Origin of the sequence: Amycolatopsis sp. WAC 04197, assembly GCF_003947475.1 — a bacterium.
GTDB lineage: Bacteria > Actinomycetota > Actinomycetes > Mycobacteriales > Pseudonocardiaceae > Amycolatopsis > Amycolatopsis japonica.
Map to the genome: position 1 here is coordinate 620,429 of NZ_QHJK01000002.1, position 17,872 is coordinate 638,300.

General features: G+C 69.6%; 16 protein-coding genes and 1 riboswitch. Of the genes, 7 read left to right on the forward strand and 9 right to left on the reverse strand.

The features are described 5' to 3' along the window. The first annotated feature begins 109 nt into the window (after window positions 1-109). Window positions 110-1,627: an alkaline phosphatase family protein gene (locus DMC64_RS10155; RefSeq protein ID WP_125733298.1), complete on the forward strand. Its 1,518-nt coding sequence runs from the start codon at window positions 110-112 to the stop codon at window positions 1,625-1,627. A 70-nt stretch (window positions 1,628-1,697) separates the two neighbouring features. Here the strand turns inward: DMC64_RS10155 and thiD are convergent, their stop codons facing one another. After that, window positions 1,698-2,513, reverse strand: coding sequence for a bifunctional hydroxymethylpyrimidine kinase/phosphomethylpyrimidine kinase (gene thiD / locus DMC64_RS10160; protein WP_125733299.1), 816 nt, complete (start codon window positions 2,511-2,513; stop codon window positions 1,698-1,700). Further along, a complete protein-coding gene (thiC, locus tag DMC64_RS10165; protein ID WP_199754947.1) occupies window positions 2,510-4,153 on the reverse strand; it encodes a phosphomethylpyrimidine synthase ThiC in 1,644 nt (547 codons plus the stop codon). Before thiC ends, thiD begins: the two co-directional genes overlap by 4 nt. Further along, window positions 4,147-4,277: riboswitch (TPP riboswitch) on the reverse strand. Its footprint overlaps the gene before it by 7 nt. Before the next feature lie 162 nt (window positions 4,278-4,439). Between thiC and DMC64_RS10170 the strand changes: the two genes are divergently transcribed. Then, the gene (locus DMC64_RS10170) at window positions 4,440-6,608 is read left to right on the forward strand and encodes a glycoside hydrolase family 15 protein (RefSeq protein ID WP_125733300.1); all 2,169 of its coding nucleotides are present in this window, start codon (window positions 4,440-4,442) and stop codon (window positions 6,606-6,608) included. An 80-nt stretch (window positions 6,609-6,688) separates the two neighbouring features. On the opposite strand, the gene DMC64_RS10175 is transcribed toward DMC64_RS10170, so the two are convergent. Next, complete coding sequence (locus DMC64_RS10175) at window positions 6,689-7,255, reverse strand: peptide deformylase (RefSeq protein ID WP_037335552.1); 567 nt, start codon at window positions 7,253-7,255, stop codon at window positions 6,689-6,691. 158 nt (window positions 7,256-7,413) lie between these two features. On the opposite strand from DMC64_RS10175, the gene DMC64_RS10180 reads away from it, so the two are divergent. Both DMC64_RS10180 and DMC64_RS10185 read left to right on the forward strand, forming a co-directional pair. After that, complete coding sequence (locus tag DMC64_RS10180; RefSeq protein ID WP_005160574.1) at window positions 7,414-7,725, forward strand: DUF3263 domain-containing protein; 312 nt, start codon at window positions 7,414-7,416, stop codon at window positions 7,723-7,725. Beyond that, entirely contained in the window at window positions 7,722-8,357 is a 636-nt protein-coding gene (locus DMC64_RS10185) for a LytR C-terminal domain-containing protein (protein WP_125733301.1), read from the forward strand. Before DMC64_RS10180 ends, DMC64_RS10185 begins: the two co-directional genes overlap by 4 nt. A 54-nt stretch (window positions 8,358-8,411) precedes the next feature. Here DMC64_RS10185 and DMC64_RS10190 read toward each other — a convergent pair whose 3' ends face one another. Next, window positions 8,412-10,691 carry an AAA family ATPase gene (locus tag DMC64_RS10190; RefSeq protein ID WP_125733302.1) on the reverse strand — a complete coding sequence of 760 codons (2,280 nt, stop codon included), beginning with the start codon at window positions 10,689-10,691 and terminating at the stop codon, window positions 8,412-8,414. 13 nt (window positions 10,692-10,704) lie between these two features. After that, entirely contained in the window at window positions 10,705-11,319 is a 615-nt protein-coding gene (locus DMC64_RS10195) for a nitroreductase family protein (RefSeq protein ID WP_125733303.1), read from the reverse strand. 81 nt (window positions 11,320-11,400) lie between these two features. Between DMC64_RS10195 and DMC64_RS10200 the strand changes: the two genes are divergently transcribed. Further along, entirely contained in the window at window positions 11,401-12,042 is a 642-nt protein-coding gene (locus DMC64_RS10200) for a TetR/AcrR family transcriptional regulator (RefSeq protein WP_125733304.1), read from the forward strand. A 253-nt stretch (window positions 12,043-12,295) separates the two neighbouring features. Here the strand turns inward: DMC64_RS10200 and pssA are convergent, their stop codons facing one another. The 3 genes from pssA to DMC64_RS10220 form a co-directional block, all read right to left on the reverse strand. Beyond that, the gene (gene pssA / locus DMC64_RS10205; protein WP_125733305.1) at window positions 12,296-13,264 is read right to left on the reverse strand and encodes a CDP-diacylglycerol--serine O-phosphatidyltransferase; all 969 of its coding nucleotides are present in this window, start codon (window positions 13,262-13,264) and stop codon (window positions 12,296-12,298) included. A gap of 3 nt (window positions 13,265-13,267) precedes the next feature. Next, window positions 13,268-13,996: a phosphatidylserine decarboxylase gene (locus DMC64_RS10210; RefSeq protein ID WP_038507807.1), complete on the reverse strand. Its 729-nt coding sequence runs from the start codon at window positions 13,994-13,996 to the stop codon at window positions 13,268-13,270. A gap of 476 nt (window positions 13,997-14,472) precedes the next feature. Then, window positions 14,473-14,754, reverse strand: coding sequence for a GlsB/YeaQ/YmgE family stress response membrane protein (locus tag DMC64_RS10220; RefSeq protein WP_039923570.1), 282 nt, complete (start codon window positions 14,752-14,754; stop codon window positions 14,473-14,475). 81 nt (window positions 14,755-14,835) lie between these two features. Between DMC64_RS10220 and DMC64_RS10225 the strand changes: the two genes are divergently transcribed. Together DMC64_RS10225 and DMC64_RS10230 are read left to right on the forward strand one after the other, a co-directional pair. Continuing rightward, complete coding sequence (locus DMC64_RS10225; RefSeq protein ID WP_037335572.1) at window positions 14,836-15,399, forward strand: helix-turn-helix transcriptional regulator; 564 nt, start codon at window positions 14,836-14,838, stop codon at window positions 15,397-15,399. After that, window positions 15,396-16,640 (forward strand): MFS transporter, encoded by a 1,245-nt coding sequence (locus DMC64_RS10230; RefSeq protein ID WP_125733307.1) that lies wholly within the window; start codon window positions 15,396-15,398, stop codon window positions 16,638-16,640. Before DMC64_RS10225 ends, DMC64_RS10230 begins: the two co-directional genes overlap by 4 nt. A 15-nt stretch (window positions 16,641-16,655) precedes the next feature. On the opposite strand, the gene glp is transcribed toward DMC64_RS10230, so the two are convergent. Continuing rightward, complete coding sequence (gene glp / locus DMC64_RS10235; protein ID WP_125733308.1) at window positions 16,656-17,849, reverse strand: gephyrin-like molybdotransferase Glp; 1,194 nt, start codon at window positions 17,847-17,849, stop codon at window positions 16,656-16,658. Window positions 17,850-17,872 lie beyond the last annotated feature (23 nt).

The following is a 17,872-nucleotide window of genomic DNA, read 5'->3' on the forward strand; positions in this document are numbered from 1 at the left end:
GCTTCCGTCGGCTGAAGTCCTCGGCGAAGGCACGCGGACTTCATCGGGAAGTCGGTTCGGCGCACTAACTTGACGAACAATTGGTTCGAACGAGTTACCGGAGGCTTTCGTGCGCAGAACGCTTTCCCTCCTCGCGGTCTTGGTGGCCGTCGCCGGGCTGACGTCCGGTGTCGCCGTCGCCGCGGCCAAAACGCCCAAGGTGCTGGTCATCGGCCTGGACGGCGCCCGGTTCGACAAGCTGATGGCCGCCGACACCCCGAACGTCCACGCGCTGGCGAACCGCGGGTACTCCTCGCGCAGTTCGTTGTACGGCAGCGGGATGGCGCCGACGGTCAGCGGCCCCGGCTGGTCCACGATCCTCACCGGCGTCTGGCCGGACAAACACAAGGTGAAGGACAACTCCTTCACCGGCGACGATCTCGCCTCGCATCCGAGCTGGCTCGCGCGCGCCGAAACCGCGAACCCGGCGCTCGACACCTACGCGGCGGTCGACTGGACGCCGATCGGCGACCGGATCCTGCGCACCGGCCAGGACCGCAAGTTCGTCTTGAACGGTGACAGCGCGGGCTACGAGAAGACCGACGAGCAGGTGGCCGTCGACGCGGAGAAGCATCTCAAGCAGGGCAAGGCCGACGCGTCGTTCGTCTACTTCGGACAGACGGACATCGCCGGCCACGAGCACGGCGCGGACTCCTCGCAGTACGAAGCCAGTCTGCGCACCGACGACGCGTTGATCGGACGTCTGCTCGCCGCCGTCGACGCCCGGCCGGCCCGCGCGGACGAGGACTGGCTGATCATGATCTCCGCCGACCACGGCCACACGGCCTCCGGCGGACACGGCGGCGACAGCCCCGAGGAGCGGATGACCTTCGTGATCGCCGCGGGCGGTGCGGTTCCGGCCGGAACCCCCGCCGTGGCACCGAAGATCGTCGACATCGCGCCGACGGTGCTGCGGCATCTGGGCATCGCGGCTCCGGCGGGCTACGACGGCTACCCGCTCGGCGCCGCGCCTTCGGACGTCTTCGACACCGCCGTTCTGAAGCCCCGGCAGGACGAAACCGGTGTCCCGGCCGGAGTGCTCGGCTGGACGCACGACGCACCCGGCGGCTGGAGCGTGCGCGACGCGTCCGGAATGCCCGCCGGTGTGACGGAATGGCAGGGCTGGGCCTTCACGACCGACGACTTCTGGACCCGGACCGCTCCCGGACAGCAGCGTGAGGCGAACGCCCGAGCGCGGGGCGTGTTCGCGGTCGCGGATCCGGACGAATGGGATGACAAGGGTTCGCCCTCGTCGCGTGGAACCTTCGACTCTTCCCTGGTGTCGCCTTCGCTCGACGTCTCCGGAAAGTCCACTGTGGACGTCGCATTCGTTTCGCACTACCGGCAGGAGGGGACGCAGCGGGGCGCGCTGACGGCGTCGTTCGACGGTGGTCCCGAGCAGAACGTGCTGGCCTACGGGCCGGAGTCCGGGACGGCGAACAAGGGTGGCGACGTGCTTTCGGTGCCGACGTCGGCTTCGGTGAAGGTGCCCGCGGGGGCGCGTTCGGTGAAGCTGACCTGGCGGCTCTACGCGGCGGGGAACGACTGGTACTGGGCGGTGGACGCTCCTCGCCTCACCACTCGCTAACGGATGTCATGAAAGGGCCGTTCAGGACATCTTTCGTCCTGAACGGCCCTTTCATGACATTTCCGCACTCCTACTTCAGCGTCCAGAAGGGTGAAACAGGGCCGACCCCAGCCCCCAGCGGATACGACTCCGCCACGCACCGCTCGATGAACCGTTTCCCCTCGGCGACGGCGGTCGGGACATCGGCCCCCTTCGCCAGCGAGGACGTGATCGCCGAAGCCATCGTGTCCCCGCCGCCGTGGGTGTTCCGGGTGTCGAACCGCGGACCGCTCAGCTCGACCCAGGATGCACCGTCGGACAACAGGTCCACGCAGTCCTGGGCGGCGTCGAGATGACCGCCCTTCACCAGTACCCATTCGGAACCGAATTCCAGCAACGCTTCCGCCGCCTCCCGCTGGGTCGCGGGCCCGGTGACTTCGACGCCGGTCAGCAGCCGCACCTCGTCCAGGTTCGGCGTGATCAGCGTGGCGCGCGGGAAGAGCTCGGTGCGGATCGCCTCCAGCGCCTCCTCGCGCAGCAACGCGTGCCCCGTCATCGAAGCGGCGACGGGGTCCACGACGAACGGCGTACCCGTCGAGCGTCCGATGTGGACCTCGTCGAGCGTCTTCGCGACGGCGTTGATGATCTCGGCCGTCGCGAGCATCCCGGTCTTCGCCGCGTCGACGCCCATGTCCGTGGCGACGGCCTTGATCTGTCCGGTGACGACGTCGACCGGGATCTCGCTGAAACCCTGCACGCCCAACGAGTTCTGCACGGTGACCGCGGTGAGCGCGACCATCCCGTGCACGCCGTTGGCGAAGAACGTGCGCAGATCGGCCTGGATGCCCGCACCACCACCGGAATCCGATCCGGCGATGGTGAGGGCGGTCCTGGGTGTGGCTGTCACTGATTGACCACCGGCAAGTACACCTTGTTGCCCTGCTCGGCGAATTCGTTCGACTTCTCCTCCATGCCGGCCTCGATGGCCTCCACAGTGGACAGTCCGTGTTCCTCGGCGTACTTGCGGACGTCCTGCGTGATGCGCATCGAGCAGAACTTCGGCCCGCACATCGAGCAGAAGTGCGCCGTCTTCGCCGGTTCCGCGGGCAGCGTCTCGTCGTGGTACGAACGCGCGGTGTCCGGGTCCAGCGACAGGTTGAACTGGTCGTTCCAGCGGAATTCGAAGCGGGCCTTGGACAGCTCGTCGTCCCACTCCTGCGCGTACTGGTGGCCCTTGGCGAGGTCGGCGGCGTGCGCGGCGATCTTGTAAGTGATGACGCCGGTCTTCACGTCGTCGCGGTTCGGCAGGCCGAGGTGCTCCTTCGGCGTGACGTAGCAGAGCATCGCCGTGCCGTACCAGCCGATCTGCGCCGCGCCGATGGCCGAGGTGATGTGGTCGTACGCCGGCGCGATGTCGGTCGCGAGCGGGCCGAGCGTGTAGAACGGCGCCTCGCCGGTCAGCTTCTCCTCGAGTTCGACGTTCTCCTTGATCTTGTGCATCGGCACGTGGCCGGGGCCCTCGATCATCACCTGGACGTCGTGGTCGCGGGCGATGTGCGTGAGCTCGCCCAGCGTCTCCAGTTCGGCGAACTGCGCGCGGTCGTTCGCGTCGGCGATCGAGCCCGGCCGCAGGCCGTCACCGAGGGAGAAGGTGACGTCGTACTCGCGCAGGATCTCGCAGAGCTCGGCGAAATTGGTGTACAGGAACGATTCCTTGTGGTGCGCGAGGCACCACGCCGCCATGATCGAGCCGCCGCGCGAGACGATGCCGGTGACCCGGCGCGCGGTCAGCGGGATGTAGCGGAGCAGTACGCCCGCGTGCACGGTGACGTAGTCGACGCCCTGTTCGCACTGCTCGATGATCGTGTCGCGGTAGACCTCCCACGACAGTTTTTCCGGCTCCCCGTTGACCTTTTCCAGCGCCTGGTAGATCGGCACGGTGCCGACCGGGACCGGCGAGTTGCGGATGATCCACTCGCGCGTCTCGTGGATCCGCTTGCCGGTGGAGAGGTCCATGATCGTGTCGGCGCCCCAACGGGTGGCCCACACCATCTTGTCGACCTCTTCCTCCACGGAGGACCAGACGGCCGAGTTGCCCATGTTGGCGTTGATCTTCACCAGGAAGTTCTTGCCGATGATCATCGGCTCGGTCTCCGGGTGCTTGCGGTTGGCGGGGATCACCGCGCGACCGCGCGCGACCTCGTCCCGCACGAATTCCGGCGAGCAGCGCTCGCGTGCCGCGACGTACTCCATCTCGCGGGTGATGACGCCCTGTTTCGCCCAGCCGAGCTGGGTGTTGTGCTCACGACCGTCGGCCCATCCGGCGCGCAGCCGGTGAAGTCCACTGTGGACGTCGATCTGCGCGTCGTCGTCGGTGTACGGGCCGGAGGTGTCGTAAACGTCGAAATGCTCGCCGTTCGAAAGATCGATCCGCCTCGCGGGGACCCGGAGCCCGGATTCCGTCTGGTGATAGACCTTCCGGGAACCGGTGATCGGACCGGTGGTCACGGTCGGCTTGATGCCCTGGGCATTCTCAAGCGTCGTCAACGACGTTCACTCCCTACGCCGGCATTACCCGGTCAGGTTCATGCGGTCGGCGGCGCCGGGTCCTCTAGAAAGACTCCAGCCGCCCTCTCAGCCCGCCATGGCGCGAGCTCCCGCGGTTGTTTGGTTGTGCCCCGACCATGCCACGCCGGGGCCGGATCAATCAACCCGCCCTCGGGTGACGACTTGTCGACAGCGTTGACGGTTCACCGGTTCGGGTCCTGTGCGCGCCGGGGATTCACGACAGAATCCCGGAGGTTCTGCACCGTTACAGAAGTCTGGGGTGGATATGCGGAAACTCGTGCTCCCGGCACTGGCAGGCGTGTTGCTCGCGGGGCTGGTCCCGGCGGTGGCAGCGGCACAGGGCGGTGAGGCGCCAGGAGCGCCAGGCGCTCATCCGAGCTGGCTCCCGGCCGACAAGACCGGCTTCGGCACCGCCCGCGAACGGGCGAGCAACGTCTGGTTCACCCTGCAAGGCGGCCGGATGTCCGAGGTCTACTACCCGGATCTGTCGACGCCGGGCGTGCGGTCGCTGGATCTCGTCGTGACCGACGGGACGAGCTTCGCGACCGTCGATTCCTCGGCCAAGGCCCAGCAGGTGCGCCGCACCGGCGGACTCACCTACGAACAGACCGTCACCGACGACCAGCGCCGCTGGAAACTCCGCAAGACCTACGTCACCGACCCGGCGCGCGCGAGTGTGCTGATCGACGTCGACTTCGTTTCGCTGACCGGCCGCCCGTACCAGGTGTACGCGGTCGCGGATCCCGATCTCACCAACGAAGGATCCGACGACTCCGCGCGCTCACAGGGTGCGAGCGCGGTCGCTTCGGATGCGAAGACGGCGGCCGCGCTGGCGGCGGAACCGGCGTTCTCGCGGACTTCCGTGGGGTACTCGGGCTCCTCCGACGGCATCACGCAGCTGACGAAATCCTTCAGCCTCAAGGATTACGCGACCGCGGCCAAGGGCAACGTGCTGATCACCGGGCAGACCTCCGCCGACGGTGTCCGCTCACGTGACTTCACGCTTTCGCTGGGCATGGGCGCGAAGGACTCCGACGCGCTCGCCAACGCGAAAGCCTCTCTGCGGCGCGGATTCGCCGACGCCGCCCGCGCGTACGACCGGGGGTGGAAGCAGTACCTCCCTCAGGTGAAGGACGCGCCGTCCTCGCTGAAGACCAAGCGGGAGCGCGATCTCTACCAGGCGTCCGTGCTCATGCTCGCGGCGAGCGAGGACAAGATCCACCAGGGGGCGCTCATCGCGTCGCCGAGCATGCCGTGGCGGTTCGGGAACAACGACCCCGAATGGTCGCCGTCGGGCACGTACCACCTGGTCTGGCCGCGTGACCTCTACCAGATCGCGACCGGGCTGCTCGCCGCCGGCGATCGCGACGCCGCGAACCGGTCGGTCGACTACATGTTCGGCACGCAGCAGCTGCCGGACGGGCATCTGCCGCAGAACAGTCACGTCGACGGCACGCCGTACTGGACGTCCATCCAGCTCGACGAGACCGCGCTGCCGATCGTGCTCGCGCAGCAACTCGGCCGCACCGACGCGAAGACCTGGCGCGGTGTGCGCAAGGCGGCGGAGTTCCTGTTGTCCTACAAGGCGGACAACGGGCACGCGTCGCCGTACAGCCAGCAGGAACGCTGGGAGGAGCAGGACGGCTATTCGCCTTCGACGATCGCCGCGGTGATCGCCGGGCTGGTCTGCGCGGCCGATCTCGCCAAGGCCAACGGTGCCGACGCCGACGCGGCGCGCTACCTCGCGACTGCCGACACCTTCAAGGCGAAACTCGCCCGGTGGACGGTGACCACGAACGGCCCGCTGTCGAAGGACCCGTACTTCGTCCGGCTGACCAAGGACGGCGACGCGAACAACGGCACGAAGTACAACCTGGGCAATTCCAGCGTGACCATGGACCAGCGTGCGGTGACCGACGCCGGATTCCTCGAACTGGTGAGGCTGGGCATCTACCGCGCCGACGATCCGGTGATCACGAACAGCGTCAAGGTCACCGACGCCGACATCGCGTTCACCACCCCGACGGGGCAGTTCTGGCACCGCTACACGAAGGACGGATACGGCGAGAAGGCCGACGGATCGCCGTGGGACTACACGTTCCCGGCCGAGAGCCGGACCACCTTCGGGCGACTGTGGCCGCTGCTCGCGGGTGAACGTGGCGAGTACGACCTCGCCGCCGGTGACCGGGGTACGGCCGCGAAGCGGCTTCGCGACCTCGGGCGCGTCAGCAGCTCCGGGGACACGATGCCGGAGCAGGTCTGGGACGAGAACGCGCCTTCGGGGCGGCCGGGCTTCCCGGCGGGCACGCCGACCGCGTCCGCGACGCCGCTGGCCTGGACGCACGCCCAGTACCTCCGGCTCGCGTGGTCGGTGGAGGCCGGAAAGGTGATCGAGCAGCCGCGGGTCGTGCGGTGCCACTTCCTGGGGTGCTGACCCTCACGTAAATGTCATGAAAGGGTCGTTCAGGACATTTTTCGTCCTGAACGACCCTTTCATGACATGCGCTGAGAGGGTCAGTCGTCGGAGGGCTGGGCCTCGGGCAGCCACGAGTTGCCCGGAACGCCCCATTTGTTCGACTTCAGCATCTTCTTCGCCGCGCGGGCGTGCCGCCCGACCAGCCGGTCGAGGTAGATGAAGCCGTCCAGGTGATCGGTCTCGTGCTGCAGGCAGCGCGCGAGGTAGCCGGTTCCTTCGACCTCGATCGGATTGCCCTCGACGTCGAAGCCGGTGACCTTCGCCCACGAAGCGCGCCCGGTCGGGTACGACTCGCCGGGAGCCGACAGGCAGCCTTCCCAGTCGTCGTCCGGATCGGGCATCGTCTCCGGGATCTCCGACGTCTCGAGCTTCGGGTTCACCACGACGCCCTTGTGGCGCGTGCCCTCGTCGTCGGGGCAGTCGTAGACGAACACGCGCAGGTCGAGGCCGATCTGGTTGGCCGCGAGGCCCACCCCTTCGGCGGCGTACATGGTCTCGAACATGTCGTCGACGAGGGTGCGCAGCTTGTCGTCGAACTCGGTGATCTCCCGAGTCGGGTTGTGCAGCACGGGCTCGCCGGCGATCACGATGGGATGGACGGTCACGCGCGCAGTTTAGTCGGACCCTTCTGGTAGACCCTTACCCGTGACGCGCCGACGCCGATACCGAGGCCGGGCGCCGCATCCGTGGTCTAATGGCGCCGCGGAATGACAAGCCTGTGGTTTCACGCCCGCCGAGCACTGACCTGATTGCGAGGAGTCGGATGGACGCCGCGGAGTCGATGGCTGAGCCCGACCAGCCGTCCCCGTCGGAGACCGTGAACGGCCTCAGCGAGCGCGAGCTCGACATGCTCGCGTTCGAACGTCAGTGGTGGAAGTACGCCGGCGCGAAGGAACAGGCCATCCGCGAACGCTTCTCGATGTCGTCGACGCGCTACTACCAGCTGCTGAACCGGCTGCTCGAGAAGACCGAAGCCATGCAGGCCGACCCGATGCTGGTGAAGCGCCTGCGAAAGACGCGAGCGGCCCGGCAGCGCAATCGCGCGGCCCGGCGACTGGGGATCGATCTCTCATGAGTCTGTTTTCGGGCCTGTCCCGGCCGATGAAGGCCGCCGGACTGGCCTTGGTCGGTGTCGCCGTGATCGCCGCCGTGATCGGCGGGATCACCCTGACCAGCGGCGGCGGTGACTCCGACACCGCGACACCGCCCGGCACCACGCCCACGTCTTCGGACGGCGCGCCGCAGCCTTCGTCACCGGCGCCGGGCTCGCCTTCGGCCAGCACGCCGCCCGCGTCGTCGTCGGCGGTGCCGCCGTCGAGCGCGCCCGCGAGTTCCGCGCCGCCGGCGAGCCAGCCGGGGCAGACCGGTCAGCCGGGCCGGCCCGGTGGCGACCAGCAGGCGTCGCACAAGTGGGTGACGGTGCGCGTCTACAACAACAGCACGATCCAGGGCCTCGCCGAGCAGGCCGCGAAGGATTTCCGCGCCTCCGGCTGGAACGTCTCCGAGGTCAAGGGCTACCCGGGCAGGCTCCCCGAGACGGTGGCCTACTACCGCCCGGGCACCGACGAGGAAGCGGCCGCGAAGGCGCTGGCGCTGGAGTTCGGGTTCCGCGCCGAGCCCCGGTTCAAGGAGATCGAGAACATCGGTCCCGGCGTGATCGTCATCCTCACCAAGGACTACAAGACCAACGACAAAGACGGCTCCTAGCCACGACGGGAAAGGGCCCGCTTCCTCGCGAGGAAGCGGGCCCTTTTCACATGCTCAGACCTGGGTCCGCGCGTACGCCTCCAGCGCCGCGAGCTGGGCCGGGTCGAGCGACGGCCGGACCGTCTCGGCCGCCTTCGTCAGATGCGCGGCGGTGACCTCCTTGGCCTCCAATGACTCCCGCATCGCGGTCAGCGCGGCCTCGCGGATCAGCGCCGCGCAGTCCGCCGCCGAGTAACCGTCCAAAGTGGCCGCATACGCCGCGAGGTCCACATCGGACGCCAGCGGTGTGTTCTTGGCGCTGGCGGCCAAGATCGCCTCACGGGCGTGCGCGTCCGGCGGCGGGACGTAGACGCGGCGCTCCAGCCGTCCCGGCCGCAGCAGGGCCGGGTCGACCAGTTCAGGCCGGTTCGTCGCGCCGAGGACGACGACCTCGCGCATCGGCTCGACACCGTCCAATTCGGTCAGCAGGGCCGCGACGACGCGGTCCGACACGCCGGAATCCGACGACTGGCCGCGGCGCGGGGCGAGCGCGTCGATCTCGTCGAGGAAGATCAGCGACGGCGCGGCCTCGGCGGCACGGCGGAACAGTTCCCGCACCGCGCGCTCGGACTCGCCGACCCATTTGTCCATCAGTTCGGCGCCCTTGACCGCGAACACGTTCAGCGCGCCGGTGCCGGCGAGCGCGCGGACCAGGAACGTCTTGCCGCCGCCGGGCGGCCCGTACAGGAGCACGCCGCGCGGCGGATCGACGCCGAGGCGCGCGAACGAATCCGGGTAGCGCAGCGGCCACAGCACCGCCTCGGTGAGCGACTGCTTGACGTCGGTCATGTTGCCGACGTCGTCCAGCGTCAGCCCGCCGGTGGCCAGGTTGTCCGAAGTGGACATCGAGATGGGGCGGACCGTGGTGAGCGCGTCGAGCAGGTCCTGCTGGGAGATCCGTGGCTCGTCGGCCTCACGCTGACGCAGCGCGGCGCGGAGGGCGGCGTCACGGCGGAGCGCGATGAGGTCCGCGGCCACGAAACCGGGGGTGCGCTCGGCGATCGGGCCGACGTCGACGCCGGGCTCCAGTGGGGCGTCGCGCAGGAGTACGCGCAGCAGTTCGGTGCGGGTCTTCGCGTCCGGGAGCGGGAGGCCGAGTTCTCGGTCGAGGAGGTCGGCGGCGCGCAGCCTCGGGTCGGTGGACTCGGCGCGGCCGGTGGTGGCGACGACGGCGAAACCCTTGGTACGCAAGGCCTTGCGCAGGTCGTCGAGGACGACCGTCGCGAGCGGCGGCGGCTGGGACGCGGGCAGCAGCGCGTCGATGTCGGTGATCAGCAGGACGGCGGGGTCTTCGTCGCGGGTGGCCTGCTCGATCGCTTCACGCAGTCGCGCGGCGGCGACGTTCGGGTCGAGGACGGCGATGTTCGGCGCCGCGAGCGACACCACCCGCACCTTCTCGGCCTGCGCCACGGCGCGGACGAGCGTCGCCTTCCCGACGCCCTCCGGCCCGGACAGCAGGACCCCGAGGTGCGCCGACGTCCCGAGTTTCGCCAGCAGCTCCGGGCGGTGGAAGGCCAGGTCGAACCACTCGGCGAGTTTGCGGGCGGCCGCCTCGGAGCCGGCGAGATCCGAAAGCGGCGGCACGGTTTCCTCGGCGACCTCGTCGATCCGCTCGTCTTCGACGATCTCCGCGTCGATGAAATCCTCGTGCGGGGTGGCGGGGGTGCTGCGTACCAGCGTCGTCCCGGCGCGGGCGGGCGCGGCGGCGGGGGTGGCCTCGCCGGTGCGGGCGCCGTCACGCCAGCTGACCACAGTGGACGGTCCGACGGCGACCGGTCCCGATGGCTCGGTGGCGGTGACGGTGAGCAGCTCGTTCGTCCACGTCATGCCGATCGCGCGGGAAAGCTGGCCGCGGACCGCGGAGACGTCGGAGCCCGGCGCGGGCGCGAGATCCTGGGGGAGCAGGGAAACGGCGTCGCCGACGGTCAGCACCTTGCCGATCAGGGCGAGCCGCAGGGTGTGCGGGGAGAGCGACACGCTCGCGATACGCGAGCCCGCCACGGTGACCGTTTTCGCGGCCGACACCTCCGCGGGCGCGACGACCACTTCCGAGCCTTCGGTCACGCCGAGGTTCGACATCGTGACGTCGTCGAGGAGGATCACGCCCGGGATCCCCTCGGCGTCCGACGGGGCGGCCAGCGCGGAGCTGACCCGGGCGCCGGTGACGCGGACGGCGTCCCAGGCCATCAGGCCGAGCGCGTCGAGGACTTCGGGGTGCAGCCGGACGACGCCGCGGCGGGAGTCCAGTGCGGACGGGGTGTGCCGGACGGTCAGCGTGATCTGGGGTGCGCTCACCCCGCCACCCTATCTACGCGGACCGTGCCCAGCGGTCGAAGGACAGGATCTCCCCGGCGGGTCGCCGGGCGGCCGGGGAGAAGTCGCGCTGGGTCGTGTGGGCGACGGCGAGCAGGCTGATCTGCGCGACGTCTTCGGGGATTTCGAGCAGTTTCGCGACTTCGGCCTCGCGCGCGGGCAGGTGGTACGCGCACATCGAACTGCCGAGTCCCTTCGACCGCAGCGCGAGCTGGAAGCTCCAGATCGACGGGTACACCGAGCCGTAGTACCCGTTCTGGAGCACGGGATCCTCCGGCGGGCGGCCGATCATGCACGGGATCGCGAGGGCCGGGACGCGGCCGAGGTTGTCGACGAGGTGGCGGGCCGACCGCATGACGGCCTCGCTCGCCAGGTGGCCGTACTTCGCCATGGTCGGGATCGCCTCGGCGCGGACGATCTCCGCGATCTCCGCGCGGAGATCCGGGTCGCGGACGATGACCCAGCGCTGGGCGTCGAGCAGCATCCCCGCGGCGGGCGCCTGCTGCGCGACGCGAACGCAGTCTTCGAGCAGTCCTTCCTCGACCGGCCGGTCGAGGTCGAGTTTGCGGCGGACCGAGCGGGTGGTGGTGAGCAGGGTTTCGGTGTCCATGGCATCCCTCCAGGTTACTTACAGCGTAAGCATACGATGTAAGTACTTACGGCGTAAGGGGGTGCCGGTAAACTGGGACACATGGCGCTGAGCAGGGAGAAGGTGCTCGACGCCGCGTTGCGGCTGGCGGGCGAGCAGGGACTGGCCGGACTGTCGATGCGGAAGCTGGCCGCCGACGTCGGCGTGGAGGCGATGTCGCTCTACAACCACGTCGCGAACAAAGGCGATCTGCTCGACGGGCTGACCGCGCGGGTCTTCGAGAGTGTGCCGCTGCCCGAACCCGGGCCGTGGGACGAACGGCTGCGGGCGCTGACGCATGGCCTCTACACGGCTTTTTCGCGGCATCCGGTGGTGGTGCGGGCGCTCGCGACCGACGCGGCGAATCCGCGTTCGGCGGGCGCCCTGAAGTTCATCGACGCGATGTTCTCCGCGCTGCTGGACGCCGGACTCGACGAACGCGGCGCCGCGCGGGGCTACCGGTCGCTGATCGGGCTGGTGTTCGGGGCCGTGCTCACCGAGACGGTGGGGCTTTCCGGCGTCCCGGATCCGTCGGATCTGGAGCGGGCCGAGCCGGTGGTGGCGTGGTTCCAGCGTTCGGTGACCGCAGACGGGCTGCCTTCGCTGCACCGGGCGCTGCCGTCGCTTCTGGACGGCGACTGCCTGCAGGACTTCGAGGCCCAGCTGGACCTGGTGATCGGCGGTCTGCGCGCTTCGGTGGGGTGAGCTCCGGCTCGGCTGGTCCGGGGCCGGATGTCAGGAAAGGGCCGTTCAGGACACTTTTCGTCCTGAACGACCCTTTCCTGACACTTCAGCTCCAGCGATCCCCAAGTTGTCCACAGCCCCACCCGCTTGTGGACAACTCCCGCCCCCGACCCCCGTTTCCCCCGGTCCCGTCCGACACCCCCGGTACGCTGGGCGCGGGGCCGTCCCCCAGGGACGGGCGGGGGGCTGGGAGTGGGCGGTCAGGCCGGGTGAGTCAGCGTTTCCGCAGGCCGATCCGGCGCCATGAGCGGCGCCGCGGGCCCCGGCTGTCCCGGTCCTTGTCGGTCGGGATGGTGCGCGGAGCGCGCGCGACGTGCTGTTCGCCGCGCTGCAGCCGCACGCGCTGAGCGGCGCCGGCCACCACGCGCCGCAGCGGCGGCCGCAGGCCGAGACGGCGGCGGCTCGAAGAACGCCGGATCGCGCGCCGTTCCCGCGGCGGCGCCATCCACGCCTCCGGATGCTTCGCCAGCCAACGGTGCCGGTACACCGAGTACGGGATGTGCGCCAGGTACAGAATCAGCGCGATCGCCAGCGCCACCAACGGGAACTGGATGATCGCGGCGGCCAGCAGGCCCACCCCGACCAGCAGCGGCGCGATCGCCTTGGGCGGCGCCTTCACCGTCTTCAGCGAAAGCGTCGGGATCCGGCTGATCAGCAGCGCGGCGACGGCGATCGTCCACACCCACACCACGTACTGATGCGACCACCAGCCCTGCCCGAACTGCAGCTCCAGGATCAGCGGCAACATCGCCAGCAGACCACCGGCGGGCGCGGGCACGCCGACGAAGAACTCGCCCGCGTACGGCGGCTGCTCGGTGTCCTCGATCAGCGTGTTGAACCGCGCCAGCCGCAGGATCATGCAGACCGCGAAGATCAGTGACGCCACCCAGCCGATCCGCTCGCCCTCCGCGTGCCACACGTACAGCACCAGCGCGGGCGCGACACCGAACGAGATGCCGTCGGACAGCGAGTCGAGCTCCTGGCCCATCTTCGACGTCGCGTCCAGCAGTCGCGCGATCCGGCCGTCGAGACTGTCGAGCACCGCGGCGATCCCGATCGACGCGATCGCCATCGGATAGTTGCCGATCAGCGCGAACTGCACCGACGACAGACCGGCGCACAGGGCGAGCACCGTGATGGCGTTCGGCAGCAGCCGCACGCCGGGAGTGGTCACGCGGACCATGGATCAGCCTTCCGGGTGCGGCGCCGTGGGCAGCTCGGCGATCGGCGTCTCGCCGCCGATCGTGCGCTGGCCCTTCGAGACGAGAACCTTGCTGCCCGGCGGCAGGTACAGGTCGACTCGCGAGCCGAAGCGGATGATGCCGTACGTCGCGCCGACGCCGACCTTGTCACCCTCGCGGATCTCACAGAGGATGCGCCGGGCCACCAGCCCGGCGATCTGCACCACGACGAGCTCGTGACCGTCTTCGGTGCGCATGAGCACGGAGTTGCGCTCGTTGTCGTCGCTCGCCTTGTCCAGGTCGGCCGACAGGAACTTCCCGGGCCGGTACGCGACCCGCTCGATCACCCCCGACGCCGGGATCCGCTGGACGTGCACGTCGAACACCGACAGGAACACGCTCACCCGCATCCGCGGCTCGGCGGGCAGCCCCAGCTCGGGCGGCGGCACGGCCTCTTCGATCAGCGAGACCAGGCCGTCCGCCGACGCGACCGCGAGGCCGGACTGAGCGGGCGGAACCCGCTTGGGCTCACGGAAGAACGCGGCCGTCGCGGCCGTCGCGAGCGCGCCGACGACACCGAGGCGCTTGGAGAACCTCCGCAGCACCAGCGTCGCGGCGAGACCGCCGAACACGAACGGCCTGCCGGCCGGGTGCATCGGCGGAACGGTCTCGCGGGCCAGCTTCACGGCGTGCGCGAGGGGATTACCAGTGGCTTCCGGCCGGTTGCCGCTCATTGGTCGGGTTCACCGCAGTTCTTGTCGGGGGTCGGGACAGGAAGAGCCACCACGCTACCGCCCTGTCCGGAGCCGGGCCGTGGCCTCCCCCGGAAGGGTTTCCCCGCGCCGGGTGGGAGGGACCACATCCCGGTAACGGAAGGTCGAAATACGCGATAACTCTAGGTAATTGACGCCGATAGCAGACCTTGAGGACCCTCGAATGCCCGCCAGTCCGGACCCCGCAGGCGAGCGACTCGCCGAGCTGTTCCGCGCCTGGAAGAAGGACATTTCGGCGGCGCCGATGCCACCGCTCGTCGACCCCGTCCGCGCCGCCTCCGTCATCGCCGAGGCACGCGCGTCCGGATGCATATGCCCCCCGACGGCACATGCACCCGGACGCGGCCACTGGAACTGAGCGAACATCCCACTCTAGTGCCCCGCGCGCCGGTGATCACCGGTCGCGAGAAAACCGTTACCAACGGTTACTCCGTTGATCACCGCCGATACGAGTCGCTCCGCCCGGAGCCGCGCACCAGCCGCAGCAGGGCGAGCAGCACGATCGAACCGAGGATCGCGACGCCGAAGCTGGGGAAGTCGAACTCGAAGGTCCGTTCGGTCCCGGTGGCGAGCCGGTAGATGAAACCGCCGAGGGCCGCGCCCAGCACGCCGATCAGGATGCTGAACAGGCAGCCGCCGCGCCGGTCCGGGCCGCCGACCACGACATTGGCCAGCCAGCCGGCGATGGCGCCGAACACGATCCACGAGAAGAAACCCATGCCATCGAGGTTACCGACCCGGATGGAGTAGCGCACAAGGGAACTTGTACAAGGACTCTTGTGCAACTACTGTTGTGCGTTATGGCCGATCGCGAAGTCCATGAAGTCCACGATTCGAAGGTGCTCGCCGCGATGTCGCATCCGCTGCGGCGCCGCCTGCTCGACGTCCTCCGCCTCGACGGTCCGTGCACGGCTTCCGTGCTCGCCGAACGGACCGGGCAGGCGGTCGGGAACGTCAGCCACCACCTGAAGGTGCTGGCCGCCAGCGATCTCGTCGAGGAGGCGCCGGAACTCGCCCGCGACCGCCGCGAGCGCTGGTGGCGCCGCGTGAGCTACGCGGTGTCCTGGTCGCCTTCGGACTTCCCCGACGACCCGGTCGCGGCCGCAGCCGAATCCCTCGCCCTCGAACGCCAGGTGTCCATGGCCCGCCAATGGTTCGCCGAACGCGACAGCTATCCGGAGGAATGGCATCGTGCCGCCTTCGCCACCGACAGCTGGGCGAAGATGTCGGTCGCCGAACTGGCCGAGCTCGAACAGAAGGTCCACGAGCTGATCAAGTCCTACAGCGGCCGCGAGATCCCGGACGACGGCCAGGAACGCCGCCCCGTCTTCATCTCCACCCGAGTCGTCCCGGCCCGACCGTGACCACCCGCGAACGCGGCGGATTGCTGCGCTCCAGGGATTTCCGGCTGCTGTGGACCGGCGAGACGACCAGCGTGCTCGGCAGTTCCATCGCCGTCGTCGCGCTGCCGCTCGTCGCGGTGGTCACCCTTCAGGCGAGCACGTTCGCGGTCGGGCTGCTGACCGCGGCCGCCTGGCTGCCGTGGCTGCTGATCGGCCTGCCCGCCGGCGCCTGGGTCGACAGACGGCCGAAACGCCCGGTCATGCTGGTGTGCAACGGCATTTCCATGCTCGTCTTCCTCAGCGTCCCGGTCGCGGCGTGGTCCGGCCTGCTCACGATGACCCAGCTGATCGTCGTCGCCTTGGCGGGCGGCGTCGCGAAGGTGTTCTTCAACGTCGCGTATCGCGCGTACTTGCCGTCGCTGGTCGACAAGGGACAACTCCAGGAGGCCAACGAAAAGCTGCAGGGCAGCGAATCCGCCGCGCAGATCGGCGGACCGGGGCTCGCCGGGCTCTTGGCGCACTGGTTCGGCGCCGTCGCCGGGGTGTTCGCCGACGCCGTCAGCTTCGGGATTTCCGTGCTGTGCCTGCGATCCATCCGGCATCGGGAGCCCGAGCGCCCGGCGAAGACGCGTTCACGGCTGCGTGACGAGATCCGCGACGGCCTCGTTTTCGTCGTCCACGACCCGTATTTGCTTGTCCTGGCGGTCTTCGGCGCGATCTCGAACGTCGCGCTCATGGGCTACCAGTCGATCGAGGTGGTGTTCCTCGTCCGCGATCTCGGCGTGGGGGAAGGCACCGCGGGGCTCGTGCTCGCGCTCGTCGGCGCGGGCGGCGTTTTCGGCGCCGCGCTGTCGGGCAAACTCGCCGCCCGGATCGGCACCGCGCGCGCCTTCGTGCTCTGCGAGGCCTTCGGGGCGCTGATGATGCTGCTCGGCCCGCTGGCGAACGGCGGCTGGGGGCTCGCCTTCTTCGTCGCCGCCGGATTCTCGGTCAGCGCGGGCGTCGTCGGCTCGAACGTCCTCAACGCCACCTTCAGGCAGCGCTACGTCCCGGCCGGGATGTTCGGCCGGGTCACCGCGAGTTCGTCCGTGCTCAGCTTCGGCGCGGTCGCGCTCGGCGGCCTGCTCGGCGGGATCCTCGGCGAAACGGCCGGCGTGCGGCAGACGCTGGGGCTGATGGCCGGACTCGAGGTCGTCGCCGTCTTCGTCCTGCTGTTCACCCCGGTCGGCCGGTGCCGCGACTTCCCGACGGATCGCGTTTAGCCCGCGAAACGCAGGTCAGAGCAGGAGGACGTCCACCTCGTCGCCCTGCTCGGCCGAGTCCACGTCCTCCGGCAGCACGATCAGGCAGTTCGCCTGCGTGAACGACGCCAGCAGATGCGAGCCCGGCCCGCCGCGCGGGCCGACGATCCCGGTGACCTCACCTTCGGAATGCGTGTAGAAGCCCCGCCGGAACTGACGCCGTCCGGCGGGGGAGGTCATCGCCTCGGTGAGCCGGGCCCGCACCCGCTGCCGGTCGACCCCCGCGTGCCCCATCGCCGCGAGCAACGCCGGCCGCAAGAAGGCTTCGAACGACACGAGCACGCTCACCGGATTGCCCGGCAGCGTCACCACCGGCACGCCGTTCCAGTGGCCGCAGCCCTGCGGCCCGCCCGGCTGCATCGCGACCTTCCGGAACTCCACGCCCTGTCCGGTCAGCGCGTCCTTGACGACTTCGTACGCCCCCGCGCTCACGCCGCCCGAGGTCACCAGCAGATCGGCCTCCGCCAGCCGCGGCTCGATCACCGAGCGGAACTCGTCCACGTCGTCGACCACACTGCGCACGACCTCGGCCTCACAGCCGAGCGCGCGGATCGCGGACGCCAGCATGATGCTGTTCGACTCGTAGATCTGCCCGTGCCGCAAGGGTTCCGGCGCGTCGACGAGTTCGGTCCCGGTGGACACCACGAGCACCTTCAACGGCCGGTACACCGGAACCTCGGCGAGCCCGACGGCCGCCGCGAGACCCAGTTGCGCCGGGCCCAGCACCGTTCCCGCGGAAAGCGCCACCGTGCCCTCGACGACGTCTTCGCCCCGGCGCCGGATGTGCGCGCCCAGGACAGCCGTCCTGAGAATCCGGACGTCCGTCACACCGCCGTCCGTGTGCTCCACCATCACCACCGCGTCGGCACCGGGCGGCAACGGGGCGCCGGTCATGATCCGGTGCGCGGTGCCCGGCTCCAGTTTCGTGCTGTCGACCCGCCCCGCGGGGATGTCCTCGGCGACCGGCAGCGTCACGGGCACCTCCGCGACGTCCTCGGCGCGGACGGCGTAACCGTCCATCGCGGAATTGTCGAACGGCGGCAGCGAAACCCCCGCGCGGACGTCCTCGGCGAGCACGAGCCCGGCGGCGGAGGCGAGCGGAAGGCGGATGACGGGGGCGTTTCCGAGCAGGCCGGTGACGGTCTCACGGTGGGCGTCGACGGAGATCACCGGACCATCCTCCCGCCTCGGGC

Coding starts and splice junctions, on each gene's coding strand:
- DMC64_RS10170 (WP_125733300.1), top strand. CDS start 4,440: ATGCGGAAACTCGTGCTCCCGGCACTGGCAGGCGTGTTGCTCGCGGGG.
- DMC64_RS10180 (WP_005160574.1), top strand. CDS start 7,414: ATGGACGCCGCGGAGTCGATGGCTGAGCCCGACCAGCCGTCCCCGTCG.
- DMC64_RS10185 (WP_125733301.1), top strand. CDS start 7,722: ATGAGTCTGTTTTCGGGCCTGTCCCGGCCGATGAAGGCCGCCGGACTG.
- DMC64_RS10195 (WP_125733303.1), bottom strand. CDS start 11,319: ATGGACACCGAAACCCTGCTCACCACCACCCGCTCGGTCCGCCGCAAA.
- DMC64_RS10200 (WP_125733304.1), top strand. CDS start 11,401: ATGGCGCTGAGCAGGGAGAAGGTGCTCGACGCCGCGTTGCGGCTGGCG.
- pssA (WP_125733305.1), bottom strand. CDS start 13,264: ATGGTCCGCGTGACCACTCCCGGCGTGCGGCTGCTGCCGAACGCCATC.
- DMC64_RS10210 (WP_038507807.1), bottom strand. CDS start 13,996: ATGAGCGGCAACCGGCCGGAAGCCACTGGTAATCCCCTCGCGCACGCC.
- DMC64_RS10220 (WP_039923570.1), bottom strand. CDS start 14,754: ATGGGTTTCTTCTCGTGGATCGTGTTCGGCGCCATCGCCGGCTGGCTG.
- DMC64_RS10225 (WP_037335572.1), top strand. CDS start 14,836: ATGGCCGATCGCGAAGTCCATGAAGTCCACGATTCGAAGGTGCTCGCC.